A 15,511-nucleotide genomic window follows, 5' to 3' on the forward strand; every position below is an offset into this window, starting at 1 on the left:
AAAGCGGCTCGATGCACTCGAGCCGCTCTTTTTTTACAATGAAACAGGTAATTTTGCCATTTCTCTGGCCGCTTCTGCTGCTTGTTCTTTCGCTTTTGCCATAATTTCAGGAATTTGTTTTGGAAAATGGTCCATTCCTTCTGCATAAATGGTTTCCATTAAATCAAAGCCGAGGAATTCAAGTGCTTTGCTTAAATAACGATCGCCCATCTCAAAATCGACCATCTTACCAGTGGAGTAAATGCCTCCGCGGGTTTGAATGTGAATTGCCTTTCTGCCAGTAAGGAGACCCTCTGCCCCATGTTCAGAGTAAGTAAATGTTTTCCCGGCAATAAATAAACAATCCATGAAGGATTTCAAAATGGCTGGTGCACCAAGATTCCAGATTGGGGTGACGAACACATAGTATTCTGCAGCTATAAACCGGTCAGCAAGGGCATGCATTTTTTCAAGTTTGGTCCTCTCATCTTCGGAAAGTTGTTCTTTTGTATAGCCCATAAACGATAATTTTGCACGTGCATATAATAAATCCATGTCTATTTCAGGGATATCCATGCTATATAAGTGCATATGTTCAATTTCCACATCTGGCTGTTCCTTTTTGAACTCCTCTAAAAATACTTCCCCGATTTGCATCCCTTTTGAAAGTTTTATATCATTCTTTGGATTTGCCGTAATATATAGAAGCTTCGACATATAGATCCCCTTTCCTTACCCTACAATATTTTCTTCTATTTCTATAGTACAATAAACTTCTTTGCTCACGAATGAACAATCCGTGAAATTTATGAATTTAATGTGAAAACTGCCTGCTTAATTGAACAAATCTTGACAATTCCAAACAAAACTTAACGAAAATTAACAATACTTAACAAAAGTCACTTTTAGTATGCTATTCTTTTTATAAAATAAAAAATGGAAAAAGGAGGGTGTCTTATGGAAGAAAAAGCTTATACTCCCGATGAGGTGGCCCAACTCTTTCAAATCTCAAAACATACGGTTTATGAGCTAATTAAGAGAGGTGAACTCCAGGCATTCAAGATTGGCAACAAAATGAGAATTGAACATGCAGAGCTTGAAAGATTTAAAAACAATACAAAAGCTCCTGCTAAAAAAAATCCAACAGAACCAACTGGGGCACCCAGTAATCCGGCCCCATCAATCCGACTATCTGGCAGTCACGATTTTCTCGTTGAACATTTCGCGAAACAAGCAGCAACTACCTTAAACTTGCAAATTCAGCCATCCTACATTGGCAGCCTCGAAGGGTTAATGATGTTATACCGGGGTCAATGTGATGTTGCTGCGATACATCTTTTGGATCCAAACTCACAAGAATATAACTTACCATTTATCCATCAATTGTTTATTTATGAATCCATTCTCGTGCTTAGATTGGCAGCAAGACAGCAAGGCTTTATTGTCGCGAATGGCAACCCGAAAAACATTCAGGATTTTCCTGACTTAACGAGAAGTGATGTTCAATTTGTAAATCGCCAAAAAGGAGCAGGTACACGTTTCTTACTAGACTCAAAGCTTTCTAGTTACGGCATTGATCCTAGTAAAATCAATGGCTATAGTACGGAAGAATGGAACCATTTATCTGCCGCTTCCTATATAAGCAGGGGCATGGCAGATACAGCCTTTGGAATTCAGTCGGCTGCCAGCCATTTAGGACTGGACTTTATCCCTGTCGCTAAAGAAAATTTTGATTTGGTTTTCCGCTTTACCGCTGAAAATAAACAAAGCTTAACAGACCTCATTCAGTATTTACAATCAACTAGTTTCAAAGATAGTTTAACGAATCTAGAAGGATACGATATTTCTGAATTAGGTAAAATCACTTATCAAACTAGTCAAACGGAGGATACAACCACATGTTAAAAAATCGTTATCTTTCTTTCTTATTCGCGATGATACTATTAGTTTTAGCAGCCTGCGGAAATGCTGCCTCAAAAGATTCAGCAGAAAAAGTAAAAAAAGAAGAACCTAAAGCTGCACCAACTGAAATGATTCTAGCAACAACTACAAGCACACAGGACAGCGGCTTACTTGACGAAATCATTCCTATGTTCGAAAAAGAAAATAACGTAAAAGTTAAAACAATTGCCGTAGGGACTGGACAAGCATTAGAAATGGGGACAAAAGGGGAAGCAGATGCCCTTCTAGTTCATGCTCCAGCAGCTGAAAAAGCAGTGGTCGATGCAGGCGATGCGATTAACTATAAACGCGTCATGTACAATGATTTTATTTTAGTAGGACCAAAGGAAAATCCAGCTGGCGTTAGCGGTGATAACATCAACGCGGCTTTCAAAAAATTAGCTGAATCTAAAGCTACGTTTGTTTCTCGCGGTGATGATTCTGGTACACACAAGAAAGAACTTGGAATTTGGGATGCAAATGCCATTAAACCTGCTGGCGAATGGTATGTGTCAACAGGACAAGGGATGGGTCAAACCTTACAAGTAGCCGCAGAGAAAAAAGGTTATGTCTTAACCGACCGCGCTACATGGCTTGCCCAAGAGAAAAATTTAGACACCCTTCAAATCGTCGTTGAAGGCGGCAAGGATTTAATGAACATCTATCATGTAATGCAAGTAAATCCAGAAAAACATGATAAAATTAATAGCAAAGATGCTGAAAAATTTGTAGAATTTATGGTAGATCCGAAAACCCAAGATGTGATTGAAGAATTCGGTAAGAAAGAATTTGGCCAATCCTTATTCAAAAAATATACAGAGTAGTTGACATGGAGGCCCTTTTACAAGGGTCCTTCTGTTTTTGCAGCTAAAGCTAAACCTGGAGGCACTTGAGATGGAATTACTCATTGATGGACTAAAAAAAGCAATTGACATGATCCTTTCTGGTGAGCCCGAAGTATTAGCGATTACTTGGCTGACGCTAAAAGTTTGTCTATGTTCCATTCTGATTAGTACCCTGATCGGATTGCCGCTAGGTATATTTCTTGGATTAACTAGATTCAGAGGGCGCAGAGTTCTATTGCTGTTCATCAATATTGGATTAGGGCTGCCACCCGTCGTTGCCGGCCTTTGGATTACGATGCTGTTATGGCGCTCAGGCCCATTAGGCGACCTCACACTGCTCTATTCACCTACAGCGATTGTTATGGCTCAGGTGCTCGTCAGCTTGCCCATCGTCACAAGCTTGACCTGTTCCGCTTTTCAACAAATCAGTGAAAAAATGCTCCTCCAGATTAAAGCACTTGGCGCAACAAAACTGCAAACCCTAATGATTCTCATCAAACAATTAAAAATTGCGATATTGGCGGCGGTTATGGCTGGCTTTGGCCGGGTCATTGCTGAGGTTGGTGCCGCGATGATGGTCGGTGGTAATATTCAAGGGGACACGCGCATTTTAACAACAACGATTGTGATGGAGGTTTCAAAAGGAAACTTCGATATTGCCTTAGCACTATCGTTTATTTTATTATCGGTTGCCCTCTTAATTACAGCAGCATTAACCTACTTACAGCAAAGGAAGCGAATATCATGAGCCCGTTACTCGAGTTGAAAAATCTTACCTATCAAGCGCAAAGTAAAACGATTCTTGATATTCCTAACTTCCAGATTGGGACGGGAGAATTCCTTGGCATTATGGGACCAAATGGCGCTGGAAAAAGTACGCTGCTTAAATTGCTGGCCTTTCTAGATCAACAAACAAGTGGCGACCTTTTTTACCGAGGACAAGCAGTTCCGCAGGGAAATGCTCCGCTGGAATTACGGAGGAAATTCTCGATTGCCCTTCAGCAATCCTTACTATTAGACGGAACGGTTTTTCAAAACATTGCGATTGGTTTAACCTTACGGAAGGTACCTAAATCGATTATTAAAGAAAAAGTGGAACAATGGATGGACTTGTTTGGAGTTAGTCATCTTGCGAAAAAAAATGCCCTCTATTTATCAGGCGGTGAAGCACAACGGGTCAACCTAGCACGGGCAATGATTGTAGAACCGGAAATTTTGTTTCTGGATGAACCTTTTTCTGCATTAGACTTTCCAACGAAAATTAAATTGATGGAGGATTTTAAGGGAATTATCGAAGCTGCACAAACCACCGCAGTGTTTGTCAGCCATGATTTGATGGAGATTAACTATCTTACCAACCGGTTGGCGATTATTGTTAATGGGGAAGTGAAGCAAGTAGGACCAACGCAGCGTGTTCTAGAACAACCCAATTCCTCCACTGCTCCCTTTTTAAACGAATGGAAAAAGTTTTACCCTGTTGCCCGTTAATAAAAGTGGGAAATCCACAAAAGGCCCCTGCATGATGCAGAGGCCTTTTTATGGTTTGTGCTAATCTTCTTGCGGAAACCACAAGGTAACGCCCGTTCCCTTATTCAGCCTGCTTTTTACTTTAATGACACCTTTATGCGCATCCATTAAAGCTTTGACAATCGAGAGCCCAATCCCTACCCCTCCGGTTTTACGATCACGTGATTTATCACCACGATAGAAACGTTCGAAGATATGCGGAATATCATCTTCTGCCATTCCTGAACCTTCATCTTGGATGCAAAAGCCGACATAGCCGTCCATTTCCGTTTTTACTGAAAGGGTGACATTTTTTCCTTCCGGTGTATACTTTAGGGCATTATTAAGGATGTTAGATAAGATTTGCATTAAGCGATCCTTGTCTGCTTCAAATAATTCGTCCTCGGCAGGTTGGATGATTTGAAGATAAACGCCCTTTTCTTTAAACAAGGGCAAGAACATCTCATATAAAGCCGCCAACACACTTCCTGCATCTAATTCAATTTTCTCCAGCCTCATCTGCGGATTTTCAGCTGCAAGCAATTTTTCTAATTCATTAACCAGTCTAACTAAGCGCATTAATTCTTCATGTGTGGTCTGTAACCGCTGCGGTGTCGGCTCCCAAATCCCGTCCTGAAATGCTTCGATTTGGCTTCTCAAAGTCGCAAGCGGTGTACGGAGTTCATGGGCCAAATCACCGGTAAAATGCTTTCTTAGGTTTTCTTCTTTTGCTAACGACACCGCCAGATTATTAAAGGAGATTGCAATATCCTTTACCTCGGTTGGCAATCCCGATAATGGAATCCGAATATCAAGATTATGATGCTGCAGTTCATTTGCCGCAAACGATAACTTTTGTAACCCTGAGGTGAGCTTTTTTGAAAACAGCATACTAAAAACAATCGCTAACACAATCGTCAAGCAAACGGCTGCATAAATGTATAATTGAATCGTTTGGATAAACGTATTTTCATCATCAATCAACCCCTTTGGATAAATAGCGACAAGTTTTCCAATAACCTGATTATTTACCCTCAGCGTATAGGTCATAGAATGCCACTCTTCCCCATTTGGAGCAGGTTCTGTTAACCCGAAGCTGTTGAGCATGCCGCGGATGTTGGATGAATCCATTTGCAATTGGCCTAAGTGGTCATACAGTTGGAAATACAGCTGCTCGGTCATAGCATGTTCATGCAAGAGGCCAAATACGGGATCGCTGGTAAAGTGGCCATTTTTTTTATAATCCTTTTCAATTTCCGTAATAATTCGGTCAATCTTTTTTTCCCGATTTCGATCCAAGTAGCTGTTAAAACTTTCCTCAAATCCATATTGGATAAAAAAGCTAACAATGACGATCGCAATCATCGAGATAAGTAGTAAGTAAAAAAGAATCTTAGACCGGAGCGTTTGCAGCATCTAATACCCCTCCAAATTTGTAGCCCATTCCGAAAACAGTCACGATAAAATCTGGCTGTCGTGAATCTCGTTCGATTTTCTTCCGGAGGTTTTTGATATGGGTATCAACACTGCGTTCATAGCCTTCATAATACATGCCTTCATCCTGTATCTTTTCGAGCAAATCCATCCGGCTGTATACCCGGCCTGGATTCACCGCCATATTAGTTAGTAGCTTGTATTCGATTGGTGTTAAAGTAATCGAGTCTCCGTTTGCGGTCACGTCTTTTTTTATTAAGTCGATGACCAGCTTTTTGCGATTGAATTCAAGTCGTTCCACTTTCTCTGTCTTTTTTACACGTCTTAAAATTGCTTGCACGCGTACAACGACTTCGCGCGGGCTAAACGGTTTTGTTAAATAATCATCCGCCCCCATTACAATTCCGTTGATCCGGTCATCTTCTGCTGATTTGGCTGTCAACATGAGAATCGGCACATCTGACTCTTTTCGCACGAGACGGCAGACTTCTTCACCAGAAATGTCCGGCAGCATTAAATCTAATATAATTAAGTCGGGGGTTACTGTTTTTACTTTTTTCAACGCATCAATTCCATTATCGGCGCTATGAATTTCATAACCTTCTCTTACTAAATAGGCTTCAAGAACTTCTATAATTCTACGTTCATCATCTACTAATAGTATTTTCACTTTTACCACTCCCCACATATTAAATATATCATTTCGAGTCTGTGATGTTTGTAACTTCACAAATTCACCACAAGTTCTTCATAACATCTTCAATTTTTCTTTGTAAGATGGGGGTGTAGTTAGGAAGAGGCGATTACTAGAAGGACTCCCAAGTTTGTAGTGATCGCCTCTTTGATGAAGTACATGGTTCAAAGCCATCTTACTCATCCCAAATTTTACCTCTCTTTTTTATATAGTTCGGGCGTCCCAACGGTGGGGCGCCTCCTTTTTTTATTTAAAAAATTTGCTACAATATGAAGCTCTTTTAATACAAACGTTATAGTATGCTATAGGAGTGAGGTGTCGTTTTTATGAATAAAATATCAATCAAGATTGGCGTTCTTTTCTTTCTAGCGATTTTTATACTAGAAGGCATTTCAATGATTTTTTTGCATAATAATATCATTCATTCCCGGGTGCATGACGAGCTAACTTCCCTCCAGACACGCGGAAATAATCACCGCGAAATCCTTGAGGCTTCTTTTCATGATGAAACGATGCGGCACATTGCCATGATGGAGGCGCGGACGGATACACAGGTGATTTTAACCAAACCGGATGGAACCATTTATATGTCTTCCAATCGAGTGACAGATGATATGAAAAGGATTATGAGTACTAAGCAAAAACAAGTTCCGCACGCCGGATTAATTTTAGAAGATGATTGGAAACATGCGGCCTATATCGCGTCAATTAGTCCAGTAATGGTTGACCATACGATTACCGGATATGTCTATATGTTTCAAAACACCCAAAAAATCAAAGAGTTGATTTCGGGATTAAACCAGCATTTCCTGATTGCTGGTCTGATTTCCCTGATGTTCATGATTATTATCATTTTCACTTTAACAAGGTATGTCACCCAACCGCTGATTCAAATGAGTGAAGCCACCAAACGAATCAGCAAGGGCGATTTTTCCTTGTCTCTACCGAAGATTGGCAAGGACGAAATCGGTGAACTTGGGGAATCGATTAAGGTATTAGCAAGCGATTTAGAAATTCTAAAAAATGAACGAAATGAATTTCTCGCCAGCATCTCGCACGAACTCCGCACACCGCTAACCTATATTAAGGGATATGCGGACATTGCCCGCCGGCCAGAAACGATTCATGAGGACAGAGAGAAATATTTAAGTATTATTGTTGAGGAAACTGGCAAACTATCGAAATTAGTGAAGGAGCTATTCCATCTCGCAAAAATGGATGAAAATTCTTTTTCGATTGAGAAGGTAGAGGTTCATTTACGTCCTTATCTTCAGAGCATTCTTGAAAAAGTAACTCCTGCTCTTAAAGAACTTCAAATGGAACTAGTGCTTGAATGCTCAGATTCCCTTTATATGTCTCTTGATCCCATACGATTCGAGCAGGTCATTCTCAATCTCATTGATAATGCACGAAAGTATTCTGAACCGTATACAACCATCCGTATGGAGGTCACAAATAGCAGTGGAAAAGTTCAAATTAGAATTCAAGATGAAGGAAAAGGCATTCCGGCGGAAGATTTACCACGTATTTTTGAACGGTTTTATCGTGTCGACAAATCAAGAACGCGTGCCCTTGGCGGAACGGGTCTTGGACTCTCAATCGTCAAACAGTTAGTCGAGGCACATGGAGGTACGATAAAGGTAACGAGCAACCCGAATATGGGGACTTCATTTGAGATTACTTTATAACAGATAAAAGACACCAGGCATGCCCGGTGTCTTTCTTAGTCTTTATTTATGGATCCAAACCGCACCAGCAGAGTTGTCTTTTGCTTCGCCAATGACTTGGAACTTGATTGGGTACTGTGCTGGAACTTTAACACCAGCATCAGGAATAATTGTGTTGATATAAGACTTAGTTGAATCAAATTCCGTTACACCTGGAAGACCTTTGTAATCATAGATTCCACGAGTTGGAGAATCAATATACCATGCAGGTGCCTTATCTAGTGAGAAGGCTGCATCTGCAACTTGGTATCTTACACTTTGATTAATAGATGGTTTGCCAGCTAACGTACCGATAATTGCCTCAGGGTGTGCATCTACCACATTTAGGAATCCTTCACCAGGGTGAACGCCAGTCCAGTTATCAGTAAACGTGTCATCACCATACCAAACTACTAAACCAGTATTATATTTTACTCCACGAGAGAATTGCAGTGCTGTATCAGAACCAGCATAGTTTCTCCACTCCAGGTAGTAGTAGTGAGGCTTGTTAATCCAGCCGTCAGATATTTCGAAACCGTTTAATGTTACTTTTGCTTCACCTTCTGCATCATCAGAGAATGTCACATTGCCATCCACTGTTAATTGAAGATTATCAAGCGCAAATCCGTTTGGAGCAAGCCCGCCGTCTGTAACATATTCAAACACTAATTTTACCTTTTTACCTGCAAATTGGCTTAGGTCAAGAGATTTGCCTAGCCATTCGCCTTTTGATGTATCTAAACCGCCTTCAGTGTCTTCATCACCAATGAGGTCAAGTTCTACACTCTTCCCATCTTCAGTTACTGCATTTACAGTTAGGTAATCATAGTCAGTTTCGACTTCGTACCACTGCTTGTAATCGAATGTTGCGGATGTAGCACCTGTTAAATCAAACACTGGGGTTTCTAGTACTGTATCAAGGTCATCCCCTTTAGTACTATAATAGTACTTTGCACCAAACCCAGGAGTAATACCTGGAACCTTTTTATTAGGAAGGTTTACTTTTACAATACCAGGATTCTTAGATTTTGTTACACTCTGGTCGATAACAGCTGCAAGACCATTTTTATCGATATCTTCATAGTTTACTTCAGTTATATTAGCCCAATTTCCGCCAATTGTTTTTTGATAGAATTCTTTCACTTGTGGTGAGAAGCTTGGTGGCTGGGTACCGGCGATGTTACCGCTCCAGCTTCCGCCGCTCATGATTGACCATTGTTCAACAGTATCACCATGACCAGTATATTGAGTGTCATACTCATCAGGAGCACCTAAGTCATGACCAAATTCGTGAGCGAATACTCCGACTGCTCCATCTTCTGGCTCGATTGTGTAGTCGTAGGCAGCCATTTTACCGCCCCAGTAATTTACTAATGCAGTTGTATTGGCAACTGGATAAACACCATTTAATGTCCAACGGTGTGACCAGATTGCGTTATCGCCTAATTCTCCGCCGCCAGCTTCTTGTCCAACACCGGCATGGAGTACCATTAAGTGGTCGACTAAGCCGTCCGGCTCGTTTTGATTACCGTCTCCATCTAAATCGTAAAGATCAAATTTATCATAATCTGCTAAATTGATTCCTTTCGCAACAGCTGCATTCAGTGCATCCTTTACAAGACCACGTGGCCCTTTTGTTCCAGCTGCATTATCATGTCCGCTGCCGCTATCTAAACCGTAATCCGCTGCATTCCCTGGTACTGTCAGCCAATCAGATACAGTTCCATCCACTGTGTAGCTTCCACCAGACTGCTCTTCATAATATTGTTTAAAGGTTTTAATTTTATCACCATTGAAAAGGGTGAAATCCTCGTCACCAAACAACATCTTTTCGTAATGCTCTTTGTTGAAGTCATCTGCATACATATATCCTGGTTCTTGCTCGATATTGTTGTGCTTAAAGTCAGCATACTCTACTAGAAGCACTAGTACTTCATCTGTTCTAACATCGCCGTTATAACCAGCCTGTTTAGCAGAATCTACTTTCACAGCTCCCGTTGGCTTACCCTTTTTAAAGTTTTCATGGCCTTTTGCAAGTTGCTTAGCAAGCTTGTCCTTTTGCTTTGTAACAAAGTCCTTTGCTTTTTTATCAAAAGCTTTTTGTTCTTTGGTTAGGGCTTTATCAGTTTTACCTGGCTTTTCACCCTGCTTTTTCTTTATGTAGGCTTTTGCTGCTTTTGTAATCTCTTCTTTAGATGCATTCTTCGCAATAAGTCCTCTTTTTTGCAAAGCTGCACCTAGTCGATCGATATCAACAATATTTAAATCGATTGGAGCTGATGCAACTGTTGTTGCTGCAGATGCCGGTTTTGGTGCAACCGTGCTTCCAGCGAATGCGCCCGCGAACATGGTAGTAGCTACCATTGTACTAGCAGCGAGGCTGGATAAGACCTTTAAAGTGGTTTTCTTTTTCAAATCTTAAACCCCCTAATTTTTTTATATTTACATCGTTCTACTCTATGAACGGTGCTTTGCTAGTTTATCAAATTAGCGCGAAAATTGTAAATAGTCTTAATTTAGTGAAAAATACTTATATTAACCATTATATTGTACCTAATAAATATAATAAGAGGATTTTTAAATACGCATTTAAACCCAGAAAAAGAGTTATTAAATATGCCTTTCATCCTTATTTTTCATGTCGTTTGAAAATCACTACAGAAAACGTAAGTTTCGGCAACCGAAATTTAAGTAAAAAGACCTATCGAAACCTACCAATATATTTAATTCCTCTTATAAAATGAAAAACTCATCAAAAAAAAACCTTATCATCATTTTGATAAGGTTTTTTTGAGTTAATTATTCAGCTTTTTTCTTAAATTCATCAGTTAATTCCTCAATGCTTTTTTTAACATTTCCTTTTCCAGAGTAGTTCTCAATCAGTTCTTTTACATCAATCCCACTTGAGGCTTTTAATGATTCCTGCAGACTCGCCATCAAGTTCGTTGCATAGCCTGTAATTTTGTTTGCACCGCCATTTTCACCAGATCCACCGGTATCGACAACGGTAATTTTATCAATATTGGACAGAGGGCTTGCTACTTGCTTTGCATATTCTGGCAGCATTTTGATAATCATGTCTAGGATTGCGGCCTGACCAAATTGCTCGAATGCTTCAGCGATTTTTTCTTTCGCTTCGGCTTCAGCTAAACCTTTGAGGCGGATAATTTCTGCTTCAGTCGCCCCTTGTGCTTTTTCCGCTTCTGCTTTGGCTAAACCATCCAAGCGAATCCGTTCAGCCTCTGCTTTTGCCATGGCTTCAATCCGATACTTATTGGCCTCAGCTGCGGCAATTTCTTTTGCTTTATTTGCAGCGGCCGATTGTTCGACGGAATAACGGTCAGCATCAGCCTTTTTCTTCACTTCCGAATCATATTGACGTTCACGGCGTTGAATTTCTTTTTCTTCTAATTCAATTTGTTTTTGTCTTTCAATAATCTTAATTTGCATTTCTTGTTCCATGACATCTTGTTTGGACCTAGCTGTTTCCAAATCGTATGCTTGGTCAGCGCGTGCTCTGGCAATATCTTGTTCACGTCTAAATTCAGCCACTTTTAACTGATTGACTTTTTCCGCCTCGGCAATTTCTGTGGCCCGCTCTAATTCATTGCGTTTGGCTTCTTTAGCTGCCTCTGCCTTTTTAATACGAGTTTCTTTTTCTGCTTCCGCTGTTGCGATATCCGCGTCTCTTTTCACTTGAGCAATCCGCGGTTTACCAAGTGAGTCCAAGTAACCATTTTTATCCCGGACGTCTTTAATCGTAAATGACACAATCACCAAGCCCATTTTGGCAAGATCCTGTGAGGCAACCCTTTGGACCTCTTGAGAGAATTTATCACGGTTTTTATAGATTTCTTCTACGGTCATCGAGCCAAGGATCGACCGCAGATGTCCTTCTAGGACTTCTCTTGCCTCATTCTCACGGTCTTCCTTTGGTTTGCCGAGGAACTGTTCTGCGGCCGTCGCAATTTCACTAATAGACCCGCCAATTTTAATAATAGCTACCCCATCGGCCATAACGGGCACACCCTGCTCAGTATAAACCTCGGGAGTCGTTACTTCCAGTTTACTAGATAGTAAGCTTAGCGGTTTTGCCTGTTGGAAAACTGGCAAAATAAACGTACCGCCGCCGCGGATAATTTTCACTTTATTCCCAGACTCATCAACGTGGACATTTCCATTGCCAAGGAAGCTGCCTGTCACGATCAAGGCCTCATCCGGTCCGGCCGTTCTGTATTTTGTGATAAAAACGCCAATTAAAGCTAAAAGAATAAGTGCAACAATTCCAATGATTACCCATATAATATTGAATTCCATCTTTTAAAACCCCCCTATAAAAAACTTTCTAGTTGATGATGAACCGTCACTTGCAGGACGCCATTTTCTATCTGTACAATCAACACTTTTGTGCCACTCTCGATAAGGTCACCATCAAAACTTGATGCCGGCTTCGCTATTCTGCCACTGGTACTGTCAATCATCACTTCGCCAAAGCCGTCAACAGGAATAGTCGTAATGACCGTCCCAACTCGGCCCCGCAAGTCTGATTCTTTATAAACAAGCGATTCCTCGGCAGACGAGAGCGGGATGAGCACAAAGACATTTAGTAATGTCACAACAATGAAGGCTATCGCGGCGGATATGCCTAAAATCAGTAAATAGTGAATAGATGAGAGCCGTTCAAACAGATAACCGCTTGCTGACAGAATGGTCATGAAAGCAAAAATTAAGACAGGATTTAGAAAATCGAATCCATCTCCAGCCCCATGAAAATGAAAAACATCGGCAAATAAAACATATAAAACTGTGATTACTCCCGAGATAATTAATCCATATAAATAAATCGTTTCTAAAGGAATACTGAATGGTTCCATGCGCATCCATCCTTCTTTTTCATTTAAAGTTCTTTTTTACGAACACCACTCCTCATCCATATGCATCCATCCCTTCTTATGTATCTACCTTTCATACGGTTGAATAATGAAAAAGTTTCATTTTTTACTAAAATTTTCCTGTTTCACTTATAATTTTGATAATGCTTGTCGAAAATCCTGCCAAGCAAAACAGACTATTGTTCTACAAAATAAAAAAGTGCCATAGCATTTAGCTACAACACCTTATTGAATCATATTCAAGAACTTCCTCGTTCGTTCTTCTTTTGGATTGGTAAAGATTTCTTCTGGCTTGTTCCTCTCGACAATCACACCTTGATCCATAAAAATAACTTCATCTGCCGCTTCACGGGCAAAACGCATTTCATGGGTCACCACAATCATCGTCATTCCTTCTCTTGCCAGGTCTTTCATGACTTTTAACACCTCACCGACAAGTTCGGGGTCAAGTGCTGAAGTTGGCTCATCAAAGAGCATCACTTCCGGCTCCATCGCAAGTGCCCGGGCAATACCCACACGTTGCTGCTGACCGCCGGAAAGTTGTGCGGGAAAATAATCCTGCTTATCACCTAGTCCAACCTTTTCAAGGAGTGCCTGGGCTTTTTTCCGTGCATCCTCTTTACTCTCCCCTTTGACAATGATCGGCCCTTCCATAACGTTTTGAAGAGCAGTTTTGTGTGGGAACAGATTATAGCTTTGAAAAACCATTCCTGTTAGGCGCCGAAACGAGGCGATTTGTTTTTTTTGTACATTTTTCGAGAAGTCCAAGCTTTGTCCCTCTATGGAAATGACTCCTTGATTCGGAGTTTCGAGAACATTCAAACAACGCAGCATCGTGGTCTTACCTGAGCCGGATGGACCGATGACAACAACCACTTTTCCTTTTTCAACGAGAAGGTCAATTCCTTTTAAGACTTCTAATTGACCAAATTGCTTATATAATCCTTTAATTGAAATCATTGAATAACTCCCTCATTAAGACGTGTACCGGTCCATTCTCTTTTCCAAGGACCCTTGCAAGATCGAGAGGAAAAAACAAATAACCCAATAAATTAACGCTGCTTCTACATATACCAATAAAAATTCATAAGTGGTTGAAGCAATTTCTTGGGCCCGGCGAAACATCTCTGTTACAAGGACAACTGATGCAAGAGAAGTATCTTTTACAAGACTAATAAAAGAATTCGATAATGGCGGTATAGATACCCTTGTTGCCTGTGGCAAGATGATTCTTTTCAATGCCTGGGTGTAGGTCATTCCAATCGAATAAGCTGCCTCCCATTGTCCCTTCGGAATGGAGATAATCGCAGCCCGAATAATTTCTGAAGCATAGGCCCCAACGCTTAGGGAAAAACCAATGACTGCGGAAATAAAGGGATCTAAGGTAACTCCTATATTAGGAAGTCCATAAAAAATAATGAATAACTGAACAAGTAATGGTGTGCCGCGAATGGCTGAAACATATACCCTGGCAATTCCTTGAAATAGTTTTACTTGAGAAATTCGGGCAAGTGCGGTTAGCACAGCCAAAATGATCCCAATAATAAATGAAATGATGGTTAATGGAATGGTATTCATAACAGCACCCTCCAGCAGTGGCTGGAGGGAAGTCTTTGCAATCTCAATTAACCTGTCCATTCTTTCTGGGTCAGCAAAAATACTATTTAAGTACATCTTCACCAAACCATTTCTCAGAGATTTTTTTGTAGGTGCCATCGTCAACTATTTCTTTTAGCGCCTTGTTGACTTCGTCTACGAGTGTGTCGCTTTTCTTTCTAAACATGAACCCGCTTGAAGAAGCATCATTAGCAGTTGCCACAACCTTGATTGGTGCATCCGGCTTTTGTTTTTTATAGTCTAAAAATGAAAGCTTATCGTTAATCGTCACATCCACACGTTTTTGAGCAAGGAGCTCAACTGCTTGCTGGAAACCATCCACTCCAACGATTTTAGCACCATATTTCTTGGCCATATCCGCGTAGTTACTTGTCAACGATTGAGCTGCATTTAATCCTTTAATATCTTCAAATGATTTCACCTTATCGTTATCCTTATGAGCAATCAATACACCTGCAGACGTAATATATGGATCAGAGAAATCATACTTTTCCTGACGGTCAGGACGAATTCCAACTTCGTTAGCAATCATATCAAAACGCTTTGCATCTAGTCCTGCAAACATCGCATCCCATTGTGTTTCTTTAAATTCAGGTTTTACCCCAATTCGTTTAGCTACCTCTGTCGCAAGTTCCACATCAAATCCAGTTAGTTTGCCACTTGGATCATGGTAAGTGAATGGCGGGTATGTACCTTCTGTACCAATTAACAATGTTCCATCATCTTTTACCTTTTTCAATAAATCATTCTCTGCCTTTTCATTATTCTTGTTGTCAGTTTTGTTCGTGTCTTTATCGGTATTATCCTTGCCGCAAGCTGACAGTACTAACATAAAGCTTAATAATAGTGCAAAAATGATGGTAAGTTTTTTCATTGATGTAACCCCCTAAATGAAAT

14 protein-coding genes are annotated in these 15,511 nt (G+C 40.5%); 5 read left to right on the forward strand and 9 right to left on the reverse strand.

The window, feature by feature from the left end:
• Positions 1-33: 33 nt before the first annotated feature.
• The gene (locus tag QNH17_RS24810) at positions 34-696 is read right to left on the reverse strand and encodes an FMN-dependent NADH-azoreductase (RefSeq protein WP_283875771.1); all 663 of its coding nucleotides are present in this window, start codon (positions 694-696) and stop codon (positions 34-36) included.
• 240 nt (positions 697-936) lie between these two features.
• Here QNH17_RS24810 and QNH17_RS24815 point away from each other — a divergent pair, with 240 nt between their 5' ends.
• The 4 genes from QNH17_RS24815 (at position 937) to QNH17_RS24830 (ending at position 4,253) form a co-directional block, all read left to right on the forward strand.
• Positions 937-1,884, forward strand: a complete 948-nt coding sequence (locus QNH17_RS24815; protein WP_283875773.1) for a helix-turn-helix transcriptional regulator — start codon at positions 937-939, stop codon at positions 1,882-1,884.
• Positions 1,878-2,744 (forward strand): ABC transporter substrate-binding protein, encoded by an 867-nt coding sequence (locus QNH17_RS24820; RefSeq protein ID WP_283875774.1) that lies wholly within the window; start codon positions 1,878-1,880, stop codon positions 2,742-2,744. Before QNH17_RS24815 ends, QNH17_RS24820 begins: the two co-directional genes overlap by 7 nt.
• Positions 2,745-2,814: 70 nt before the next feature.
• Entirely contained in the window at positions 2,815-3,513 is a 699-nt protein-coding gene (locus QNH17_RS24825; RefSeq protein WP_283875775.1) for an ABC transporter permease, read from the forward strand.
• Entirely contained in the window at positions 3,510-4,253 is a 744-nt protein-coding gene (locus QNH17_RS24830) for an ABC transporter ATP-binding protein (RefSeq protein WP_283875777.1), read from the forward strand. The genes QNH17_RS24825 and QNH17_RS24830 overlap by 4 nt, the downstream gene beginning before the upstream one ends.
• Positions 4,254-4,313: 60 nt before the next feature.
• On the opposite strand, the gene QNH17_RS24835 is transcribed toward QNH17_RS24830, so the two are convergent.
• Positions 4,314-5,687, reverse strand: a complete 1,374-nt coding sequence (locus tag QNH17_RS24835) for an ATP-binding protein (protein WP_283875779.1) — start codon at positions 5,685-5,687, stop codon at positions 4,314-4,316.
• Complete coding sequence (locus QNH17_RS24840) at positions 5,665-6,375, reverse strand: response regulator transcription factor (RefSeq protein ID WP_481858547.1); 711 nt, start codon at positions 6,373-6,375, stop codon at positions 5,665-5,667. Before QNH17_RS24840 ends, QNH17_RS24835 begins: the two co-directional genes overlap by 23 nt.
• A gap of 350 nt (positions 6,376-6,725) precedes the next feature.
• On the opposite strand from QNH17_RS24840, the gene QNH17_RS24845 reads away from it, so the two are divergent.
• Positions 6,726-8,087: a sensor histidine kinase gene (locus QNH17_RS24845; RefSeq protein ID WP_283875781.1), complete on the forward strand. Its 1,362-nt coding sequence runs from the start codon at positions 6,726-6,728 to the stop codon at positions 8,085-8,087.
• A 42-nt stretch (positions 8,088-8,129) separates the two neighbouring features.
• Here QNH17_RS24845 and QNH17_RS24850 read toward each other — a convergent pair whose 3' ends face one another.
• From QNH17_RS24850 to QNH17_RS24875, 6 genes are all read right to left on the reverse strand, one after another.
• A complete protein-coding gene (locus tag QNH17_RS24850; RefSeq protein WP_283879594.1) occupies positions 8,130-10,469 on the reverse strand; it encodes an immune inhibitor A domain-containing protein in 2,340 nt (779 codons plus the stop codon).
• A 435-nt stretch (positions 10,470-10,904) separates the two neighbouring features.
• On the reverse strand, positions 10,905-12,422 hold the full coding sequence (locus QNH17_RS24855) for a flotillin lipid rafts scaffold protein FloT (protein ID WP_283875783.1): 1,518 nt from the start codon (positions 12,420-12,422) through the stop codon (positions 10,905-10,907).
• A gap of 14 nt (positions 12,423-12,436) precedes the next feature.
• On the reverse strand, positions 12,437-12,979 hold the full coding sequence (locus QNH17_RS24860; RefSeq protein ID WP_283875785.1) for an NfeD family protein: 543 nt from the start codon (positions 12,977-12,979) through the stop codon (positions 12,437-12,439).
• 243 nt (positions 12,980-13,222) lie between these two features.
• Positions 13,223-13,957 (reverse strand): amino acid ABC transporter ATP-binding protein, encoded by a 735-nt coding sequence (locus QNH17_RS24865; RefSeq protein ID WP_283875787.1) that lies wholly within the window; start codon positions 13,955-13,957, stop codon positions 13,223-13,225.
• Positions 13,958-13,972: 15 nt separating this feature from the next.
• A complete protein-coding gene (locus tag QNH17_RS24870; protein WP_283879595.1) occupies positions 13,973-14,671 on the reverse strand; it encodes an amino acid ABC transporter permease in 699 nt (232 codons plus the stop codon).
• A complete protein-coding gene (locus tag QNH17_RS24875; protein WP_283875788.1) occupies positions 14,658-15,488 on the reverse strand; it encodes an amino acid ABC transporter substrate-binding protein in 831 nt (276 codons plus the stop codon). The genes QNH17_RS24870 and QNH17_RS24875 overlap by 14 nt, the downstream gene beginning before the upstream one ends.
• Between the last annotated feature and the right edge of the window lie 23 nt (positions 15,489-15,511).

The organism is Neobacillus sp. SuZ13, assembly GCF_030123365.1.
Taxonomy (GTDB): Bacteria; Bacillota; Bacilli; order Bacillales; family Cytobacillaceae; genus Neobacillus.

What these genes read in the sequence shown, in the direction of transcription:
- QNH17_RS24810 (WP_283875771.1), bottom strand. Translation starts at nt 696, where the DNA reads ATGTCGAAGCTTCTATATATTACGGCAAATCCAAAGAATGATATAAAA.
- QNH17_RS24815 (WP_283875773.1), top strand. Translation starts at nt 937, where the DNA reads ATGGAAGAAAAAGCTTATACTCCCGATGAGGTGGCCCAACTCTTTCAA.
- QNH17_RS24845 (WP_283875781.1), top strand. Translation starts at nt 6,726, where the DNA reads ATGAATAAAATATCAATCAAGATTGGCGTTCTTTTCTTTCTAGCGATT.
- QNH17_RS24870 (WP_283879595.1), bottom strand. Translation starts at nt 14,671, where the DNA reads ATGTACTTAAATAGTATTTTTGCTGACCCAGAAAGAATGGACAGGTTA.
- QNH17_RS24825 (WP_283875775.1), top strand. Translation starts at nt 2,815, where the DNA reads ATGGAATTACTCATTGATGGACTAAAAAAAGCAATTGACATGATCCTT.
- QNH17_RS24850 (WP_283879594.1), bottom strand. Translation starts at nt 10,469, where the DNA reads ATGGTAGCTACTACCATGTTCGCGGGCGCATTCGCTGGAAGCACGGTT.
- QNH17_RS24860 (WP_283875785.1), bottom strand. Translation starts at nt 12,979, where the DNA reads ATGGAACCATTCAGTATTCCTTTAGAAACGATTTATTTATATGGATTA.
- QNH17_RS24835 (WP_283875779.1), bottom strand. Translation starts at nt 5,687, where the DNA reads ATGCTGCAAACGCTCCGGTCTAAGATTCTTTTTTACTTACTACTTATC.
- QNH17_RS24855 (WP_283875783.1), bottom strand. Translation starts at nt 12,422, where the DNA reads ATGGAATTCAATATTATATGGGTAATCATTGGAATTGTTGCACTTATT.
- QNH17_RS24875 (WP_283875788.1), bottom strand. Translation starts at nt 15,488, where the DNA reads ATGAAAAAACTTACCATCATTTTTGCACTATTATTAAGCTTTATGTTA.
- QNH17_RS24830 (WP_283875777.1), top strand. Translation starts at nt 3,510, where the DNA reads ATGAGCCCGTTACTCGAGTTGAAAAATCTTACCTATCAAGCGCAAAGT.
- QNH17_RS24820 (WP_283875774.1), top strand. Translation starts at nt 1,878, where the DNA reads ATGTTAAAAAATCGTTATCTTTCTTTCTTATTCGCGATGATACTATTA.
- QNH17_RS24865 (WP_283875787.1), bottom strand. Translation starts at nt 13,957, where the DNA reads ATGATTTCAATTAAAGGATTATATAAGCAATTTGGTCAATTAGAAGTC.